At 48.4% G+C, this 1,179-nt stretch carries 1 pseudogene; it reads left to right on the top strand.

Going from position 1 to position 1,179, the window contains the following annotated elements:
- Positions 1–904: pseudogene (locus tag SLW74_RS27475) on the top strand (hypothetical protein); the annotation flags it as partial.
- Positions 905–1,179: the final 275 nt, after the last annotated feature.

Below are 1,179 nucleotides of genomic sequence, written 5' to 3'. Positions count from 1 at the left end.
GCTGAACGTCACGACATTGGGCGCCCAGAGCAGGGGCATCTCCAAGGACCTCCTCAAAACGCTGACCGACGGCTCGACCTTTACGCTGAAGCTGGAGGCGTCTTTTGATGGAGGGGCAACGCGTTTTCCGTTTTCGGAACAGTCGTACAGCATCAAGAGCGTGCCCGACGTTGGCGCGATTGAGATTACTAAGGTGACCGACTCTTATGGGGCGGAGATCGCCAACGGCGCGAACACCGAAGACACTACTGTCAACTTGACCGGAACGGCCGATGCGAACGCCCGTCTCCAAATAATTGACGGTTCAGCGGCCCTAGGAATTGTTACTGTCAATTCCACCGGAGACTGGACATATCAGGTGAGCGGATTATCAGTTTCGACGCACATTTTCACCGCTCAATATGTGGACGGGAGCCTGATATCAAAAGCATGGATGCTTCAAGTTGTGATGCTTCTAGTAGAGAAATTCGAAAATGTTGAGAATCAGCGTTTAGTGAGGGTCGGCGATTCTGCAGAATGCGAAAGTTTAGTGCTAACTGTTTCAGGCTATGTAACTGGAGATCAATACGGATACATTGAAAATCACACTGCAACAGTTTACGCGCAAGCTGTCGTAACCGATCCAATCTCTATGACAGCAGCATTACGACATACTTACTCCGCAGTCCTCATAGACCTAACTCTCAGAGTTTGGCAGCCTACCCAAAACGACATACTAAGAGTGGAAGCTTACAATGATACCGGAGAAAGGATTTTCTCCAGGGATTTCGACAGCACAAGTGACGCACCCTTCCCTCAAGTTGTTTATATTGCAGGGCCAAAAGTAAAATATATACACTTTACTGCGAAGGCGCCGGGACACGGTGCCAATATAACCATCAGACAGCTCACTTACACCCCCTAAGAGTACCAAAACGGAAGATAAAGGAGCAAGATAAAGGGGTCTTACAAGATGATAAGGATAAAGGGGGCTGATTTATTTAAGGCAAGGATCTGATTTACTTACGGTGAAGCGCTGTAAGTACAACTACCCCCCTGCCCGCATCGCACTAATGATAACCATCTTGCAAGGAGCAAAAGAAAATGAAGATCACTTCCCTCACCACCGACCAAAAAGACAAATTGACGGCTGCGATCAAGCAGGCGCTTGACGGCACTTTATCCATTAACGCAACACCC

It is taken from the genome of Pseudomonas sp. W5-36 (assembly GCF_046540455.1).
Lineage (GTDB): Bacteria > Pseudomonadota > Gammaproteobacteria > Pseudomonadales > Pseudomonadaceae > Aquipseudomonas > Aquipseudomonas graminis_B.
This window is presented reverse-complemented; position numbering and strand designations above follow the sequence as displayed.